This window comes from Microbispora sp. GKU 823 (genome assembly GCF_002027145.1).
GTDB classification, from domain to species: domain Bacteria; phylum Actinomycetota; class Actinomycetes; order Streptosporangiales; family Streptosporangiaceae; genus Microbispora; species Microbispora siamensis.
The window spans coordinates 21476-27674 of the sequence record NZ_MWJN01000118.1 but is presented as its reverse complement, the minus strand read 5'-3'; the positions used below and the strand labels follow the sequence as shown (position 1 = coordinate 27674).

Below are 6199 nucleotides of genomic sequence, written 5' to 3'. Positions count from 1 at the left end.
CCTCGCGCGAAAGGGGAGCTGCAACATGTGGGCGCCGAGCCGTGCGAGCCACCGCACAGTCGTTCCGCGGACTGTTACGCCGCAACTGTGCGGCCTCGTGTCCTTAAGGGGGAGCAGGCCCGATAGGGCGGAACAGTGCCCCGTAACTGTTACGCCGATCTTGGTAACAGTGGCCCGGGTGGGCGGTGTCGCCTACCCTTCGCGGGTCTCCTCGTCGGCCGGCGGCGACACGAACGAGCCGAGCCCGCGCACCGTGTAGATGAGTCCCTCGTCCCTGAGGGCGGTCATCGTCTTGCGGACCGTGTCCCGCGCGACGCCGAACTCCTCCACAAGGGACAGCTCAGAGATCAAGAACTTGGGGCCGTACTCGCCCGATGCGATCCGTTGACGAATCACGTCGGCGATCTGCTCCCATTTGGGCCGGTCAGGCTCGAACTTGAACACGTCGTGACGGTATTCAGGCGCCATGGTGGGTCCTCTGTCACCTCTGCCCACCCACAGGGGTAGACAGGGGTAGTCAAGAGCAATACCTTGCTGGTGTGACCCCCTCAACCGCATCTGAGCTGCCCGAGTTCAGCCAACCGTGGCAAGACCTCGCCGGGTGGCATGCGCTGCACCTGGCGAGCGGTCGGCAGATCACCGCCCCGACGTTCGAGGCGCTCGAGCGACGCGCTGTCGTCGTCCGGATCGTTCACACCTGGGCGACCGCCGAGGTGTGGAGGTGATCATCAGGTGCCAGCACTGCGGCGAGGCAATTTGGCCCAACGACACGATCTACGGACCCAGTATCTGGTTCGCCTACCTGAAGCACTCGTCGGGCTGTGAGGAGTACGAGTGCCCAGGCCAGCCTCACGGGCTGCAGACGTACGGGCCACACGAGCCGATGAAGCCGCCCTCGGCTAGCGCCCCCACAGACTCCCCGCCTGCCGGTTCGGGGCGGTAGGCGGGGGCTCGACGTGGTCCCGCCGCAGACCTGAGGGGGTTAGGCGGCGGGATCACCCGCAGACGAGGCCCCGCCGCGCACCTGGCAGAGGCAGCGCGGCGGGGCCTCTCCATGTCAGCCGTAGGCGTTCAGCCGCATGGTCATGCGCTCAGTCATGACGTCCACGTCGGCGGTCTCGCGGATCACCGTGTCGTTGAAGTTCACGGTCACTCCGCCCGAGTGGGCGGAGACCATCGACCCGCCCGCGGATCCCTCGATCAGGCCGCCGCTCGACGACTTCGTCGGCCCTGCTGGCTCGATGTAGCCGGCCTTCGGCGTGGACTTCTTCGCCTGCTTGAGGTCGCCGCTGGCCGTGCCAGTCGTCTTCGACTTCGACGTTGACGCCGACTTCGTGGACCCGGAACCGCTGCCGCTGGTCGTCTTCGACGCGGACTGGGCCTTGGCCAGCGCCGCCTCCAGGCTGGCGATCTGCTGCTTCAGCAGGGCGATCGACTTGCTCATGGCCGTGGCCGTGGTGGACACCGTCTTGTCGAGCTTCCCTGCGGAGTCCTTTACGACCACGGTCATGTTGGTGAGCGACTCCCCGACCGTTGTCGACACGCCCGTAGTCGCATCACTCAGCGCGGCGATGCGGGAGGTCACCGACCCCGACTCGCCCAGGGTGTCCGACAGGGTGGCGGTGGCCTGCCCCATCTGGGATGAGATCAACGACGATGCCGCGCCCACGGACTCCAGCACCCCGCGTGCGGGCACCAGTTGCATACCGAAGTCGGCGGCGACCTGCGACAGGAGTTCGGTCGCCCGCTGCCGGTACTGCATCTCGTACGGGATGAACGCCTCCGGCGCCCTGCCCTCGCCATACAGAATCGTCGGCCGCGCGGCCACGTTCGGCGGTGTGGATCGCAGCCCACCCGAGGCATACCGCTCGATCGCACCAGCCTCGTTGGCCTTGGACTTCTGCGCCCCGAACTCCTGCTGCTCGCTGCGGACGTCCACACCGATGCGGATGGTCTTGCCGTCCACGGTGCGGATGAGCTGGTTGATCGTGTCCAGCGCCGGCTGCGTGTTCGCCTCGACCCTGATGGACTTGGACTTGAGCTTGGCCAGGACATCCTGCAGATCCTTGCCACCCTTGGCCGCCTTGATCGCGTCATCGCGGGAGATGCCGTACGCCTGGGCCAGCAGGAGCACCTGCTCGCGCGCCTCGCGGTTCTTACCCGCCAGCGACACCATGTGCGGCAGCTGCTCAAGGATGGTCTTCGTCGCGTCGAACGTCTTGCCCGACGCCTTCGCCTGGGCGTCGGCAGTGTCCCGAACGTTCTGGATGTACCCGACGAACTTCTCGCGGGCCAGGATGATCGCGTCCCTCTGCGCGTCCGTCTTCGCCTTGGAGACGTCGAGCTGCCCGTTGGCGTCGCTGATCGCCTTCTTGACGTCGTCGTAGTCCTTCTTCAGGCCCTGCAACGCCTGCGCCGCGTCAGTGCGGGCGCTGAAGGTGTCGAACGACTTGTTCATATCGTCGACGGCCTTGCGGGCGTTGGCGATCTGGTCGCCCATCGTTCCGGTGGCGTCGCCGGCGGCCTTCGCCTTGATTGCCTCCAGCTCTTGCTGGTGCTTCAGGTCAGCGAGCTTCTTTTCCAGGGACTCAGCGCGGTTGGCCGCATCCGCCGACGCCTGGCTGAAGTGCAGTTTCCCGAAGATCGCCCAGCCGATCTTGTCCTTCTGCTTCTCCAACTCGGCGTTGACCGCGGCGATCTCCTTCGCCAGGTCGTCCCCGCCAAGCGCGGCTGTCTTCTCGGCGTAGCGGTCGGCCGACTGCTCAATGGAGGCGAACTTCTCGCCGAGGATGAGCAGGCCAGCCGATGCGATACCGGCCTTCACCCCGATGCCTGACACGCTGCTGGTGAACCCTGCGAGCTTGCCGCGGGCGCCGGCCGCAGCCTTGCCTGTGTCGTCGATCTTTGTGCGGAGGCCGCTGATCAGCTCGACGCCCTTGTTGACCGCCCCGCCGACCTTGATCGCGCTGTAGATCGCCCCGATCCCCACCGCGACAAGCTGCAGGGTGTCAGGATCCATGTTCTTGGTGAGCTTCGCGATCAGCGCGAGTCCGTCCAGGGCGGAGACGCCGAGCGGCGCCAGGCCGGACACGATGTGGCCGCCACTGGTGGCGATGTCCTCGATGAGCTGGGCGACGATGGGAGCTTCACGCTTGACGAACGCCACGAACTCCGCCCACTCCGGGGAGTCCTTCAGCTTCATGCCCCAGTCCGCGAACCGCTGCGAGCCCTTCTCCAGTGCCGTGACGACGTCGCCAGCGTGCGGCAGGAACGCGTCGAGGATGCCGGCCATGCCAGTGAAGACGTTCCCCGCGGTGTGGCCCAGGCCGACGATGGCCGTGGGCATTGCCGTGTCGAGATCGAAGAGGAACTTGCTCCAGAACGGGGCCTTGAGCGCCTTGGCGGCGTCCGCCTCGAGGATCTGGAACGACTGCCCGGCGGTCCGCACCAGCGGGGAGATCCGGGGGAGCTGGGACTCGATCAAGTCCATGCCGCCTGTGATCGCGGGGAAGACGTCCGATTCGAGGGTACGTTGCCAGTCGACGTAGGCATCTTTGAAGCCCTGAACGTCCTTCGCGAGATCCTTCTCCCGCTGGTTCAGGTCCGACATCTTCGACGCGGCCCCGCCGGCGGCACCGCCGACCTTTTCGAGGGCTGCCTTCTGCTGCAGCCGCTCCAGCCGGAGCTGCTTTTCGGCGGTGATGGCGTCGCGCTGGGCGTCGCTGTAGCGGCGCTGGGCGTCGAGCAGGCGCTCCTGCGCCGCGGCCACGCGGTCCTGCGCCGCCGCGACGTCGCGCGCTGCCTGGGTCTGCGCCTCTGCCACACCGCGCTGCGCATCCGCGATGGCCTGCTGCGAATCGGCAACCCGCTGGTTGGCGTCGGCCAGGCGCTCCTGGGCGGATTTGACGACGTCGCTGCCCTCGACACCCTTACGGTCGGCCTCCGCCTTGTCGGCGGTCAGCCGCTCGACAGCAGTCGCCAACTCCTTAACTCGCTGCTGCGACCTCTCGTAGGCGATGGTCGCCCGCTCGATGTCGGCGGCAGTCGACTTCGGGTTCGCCTTCGTTGCTTCGAGTTGCTTCTGTGCGTCGGCGAGGTCGAGTGCGGCCTGCCGCTGGTCCAGCTTCGTGTCCGTCAGCCGGTCCGCGAGGTCTTCCAGGTCGCGGGTGGCCTGCTTACGGGCGTCGTTCAGCGCCTCTTGAGCATCCCTTGCGGCGCGTACCGCGTCGGTGTGCTGCCTTTCGGCGTCGGAGACCCTGCGGACTGCGTCGGCCACCCGGGCGGCGCCATCGGCGGAGGCCTGAGCCACGGCCTGCTGAGCCCGCTTGACGTCGTCCTGCGCCTGTACGACGCCCCTAGCGGCGTCCCTGACGCCCTCGTTGGCCCGCCGGACACGCTCCTGCGCCTGAGCCAACGAGAGCGCCTGCTGAGCGGCCTGGGCCTGCTGCTGCGCCAGACTCTGCACCGCCCCGCCGGCGCCACCGGCCGCGGACTGCTGCTGCTGCAGCGCCTTATTGACGCGCCCCAGCGCCGGGATAGCGACCGCGGCAAACCCGGCAGCACCAGCGCCCGCGGCACCGAAAGCAGCACCAAGACCAGCACCAACAGCGCCGATCGACACCAGCGCCGGCCCGGCGGCAAGAGCAGCCAGAGCAGAACTGACCGTGGCGATCCCGCGCATCGCCCCCGAAATGTCCGCGTTGACACGGACCTGGGCGTCCTGCCCGTCGAGCCGGGCAATCTCCGCATCGACGGCGGCGAGTTCCGCCATCGCGCCACTGATCCCGGCCCGCACGTCGAAACTGACCTCACGGTCATCGATGGATGCGAGCTCGCGCTGAATCACATGCATCTCAGCCAGGGCCGCGCCGGCGTCTATGTCGACGCCGACTTTCTTGTCCCGCAGGGTCTCCAACCGCTTACGCAGCTCAGCGATTTTGACCTCGGCCGGCGTCGAGTTCGCGTCAAGCTCGATCTTCGGGATCCGCTTCGTCGCGTCCTCAAGCTTCTTTCGGAATCCGGCCGCGAAGCCTGCCGTCTCGCTGAACTTCCGCGCCAGCCCCGACAAGTCCTGCTGAACCTTCCGGCTACCCGCGAGAAAGTCACTGATCTTCAACGTAAGGCGAGTGCTGATGGACCGTTCAGCCATGGTGCACCGCCCGCAGCGCGTCGAGCACGTCGCCGAACGACACGCCAGAACGCGCCGCCATCGTCGCCACGCCCGTATAGAGCACAAAGCCGAGCTGCTCGTCGGACAGCCCCCCGAACGCCTCAAGCAGCACGGCCACAGCCGCCTCTTCATCACTCAAAGCACGCACCCCCATGCGGGCTGACCCCCGCCGACGTGCCTCGATAGAGACCAGCGGGGAGATGGAATTTGTTGTGTACGAATCCGGGGGGTCCGTGATCACAGCTAGTCGTCCTGGTCGAACCGCTGCCCCTTCGCGTTCGCGGCACCGCCGTAAGCGGCCATGACCAGCGCGGCCCGCTCACGCATCATGTCTGCGTCCGCCTGCCAGTCATTCGCCACCACCCGCCATGGCTGGTCCCGCTCAAGCTCCTTCAGCTCGCTGTAGCCGCCCGAGGGCATGCGGTGGTCCCACATGAAAAGGTCGCGTTCGGCCAGCCAATCCACGACCGCGGCATGCCAGCGGCGTCGGCCCTTCTCGTACAGCTCCAGTGAGCCCATGTAGGGCCGACCAGCCGTGTCGGGGTCCGGGTTGCCAGGTGAACAGCCCTCTACCCACTCCGCATAGCGGAAGTGGAACAGCCACTCCGGAGCTTCTGAGGGGTGTTCCGCCGTAGCTGCCGCCTTCTTACGCCGTGCCACGGCGGCCCCACCTCTCCCGCTCCAAAGCCCAGCGGACATTCGCCGCCTCCGCGGCCTGCTTCTGCGCCGGCGTCCTGCCCTTCTCCTCCTCCTCGGCAGGCAACGCCAGCTCGCCGAGCAGCTTCGCCAACAGCAGCCGATGCGCTCTCGCCTCGGCGAACAGCGGGTTGACCTTCGGCTGGCCGGTCGAGCCGGTCACGATCGGCTTGCTACTCGCGAGCTCGTTCCGGATGGTGACCAGCTCGTCGAGGGTCCGCGCGGTCTCGGCGAGCATGACCAGCTCAGGCAACTCCAGGTCGAACTCATCGACCACCTGGGAGAACAGGGCACGCCCCGCCTCGCCGAGGTCCTCAGGCACCTCTGCCAAGC

The 6199-nt window shown here is 67.3% G+C and carries 6 protein-coding genes; 1 reads left to right on the top strand and 5 read right to left on the bottom strand.

Going from position 1 to position 6199, the window contains the following annotated elements:
* Positions 1–192 precede the first annotated feature (192 nt).
* Positions 193–444: a GntR family transcriptional regulator gene (locus B1L11_RS38225; protein ID WP_179155515.1), complete on the bottom strand. Its 252-nt coding sequence runs from the start codon at positions 442–444 to the stop codon at positions 193–195.
* Between the two features lie 95 nt (positions 445–539).
* On the opposite strand from B1L11_RS38225, the gene B1L11_RS38220 reads away from it, so the two are divergent.
* The gene (locus B1L11_RS38220) at positions 540–725 is read left to right on the top strand and encodes a hypothetical protein (protein ID WP_079320123.1); all 186 of its coding nucleotides are present in this window, start codon (positions 540–542) and stop codon (positions 723–725) included.
* A gap of 332 nt (positions 726–1057) precedes the next feature.
* Here the strand turns inward: B1L11_RS38220 and B1L11_RS38215 are convergent, their stop codons facing one another.
* The 4 genes from B1L11_RS38215 to B1L11_RS38200 all read right to left on the bottom strand — a co-directional run bounded on the left by B1L11_RS38215 (position 1058) and on the right by B1L11_RS38200 (position 6197).
* Positions 1058–5068 (bottom strand): hypothetical protein, encoded by a 4011-nt coding sequence (locus tag B1L11_RS38215; RefSeq protein ID WP_143737848.1) that lies wholly within the window; start codon positions 5066–5068, stop codon positions 1058–1060.
* A 73-nt stretch (positions 5069–5141) separates the two neighbouring features.
* The gene (locus tag B1L11_RS47465) at positions 5142–5309 is read right to left on the bottom strand and encodes a hypothetical protein (protein WP_179155514.1); all 168 of its coding nucleotides are present in this window, start codon (positions 5307–5309) and stop codon (positions 5142–5144) included.
* A gap of 104 nt (positions 5310–5413) precedes the next feature.
* A complete protein-coding gene (locus tag B1L11_RS38205; RefSeq protein ID WP_143737847.1) occupies positions 5414–5830 on the bottom strand; it encodes a hypothetical protein in 417 nt (138 codons plus the stop codon).
* Positions 5817–6197 carry a hypothetical protein gene (locus tag B1L11_RS38200; RefSeq protein WP_143737846.1) on the bottom strand — a complete coding sequence of 127 codons (381 nt, stop codon included), beginning with the start codon at positions 6195–6197 and terminating at the stop codon, positions 5817–5819. The genes B1L11_RS38205 and B1L11_RS38200 overlap by 14 nt, the downstream gene beginning before the upstream one ends.
* Between the last annotated feature and the right edge of the window lie 2 nt (positions 6198–6199).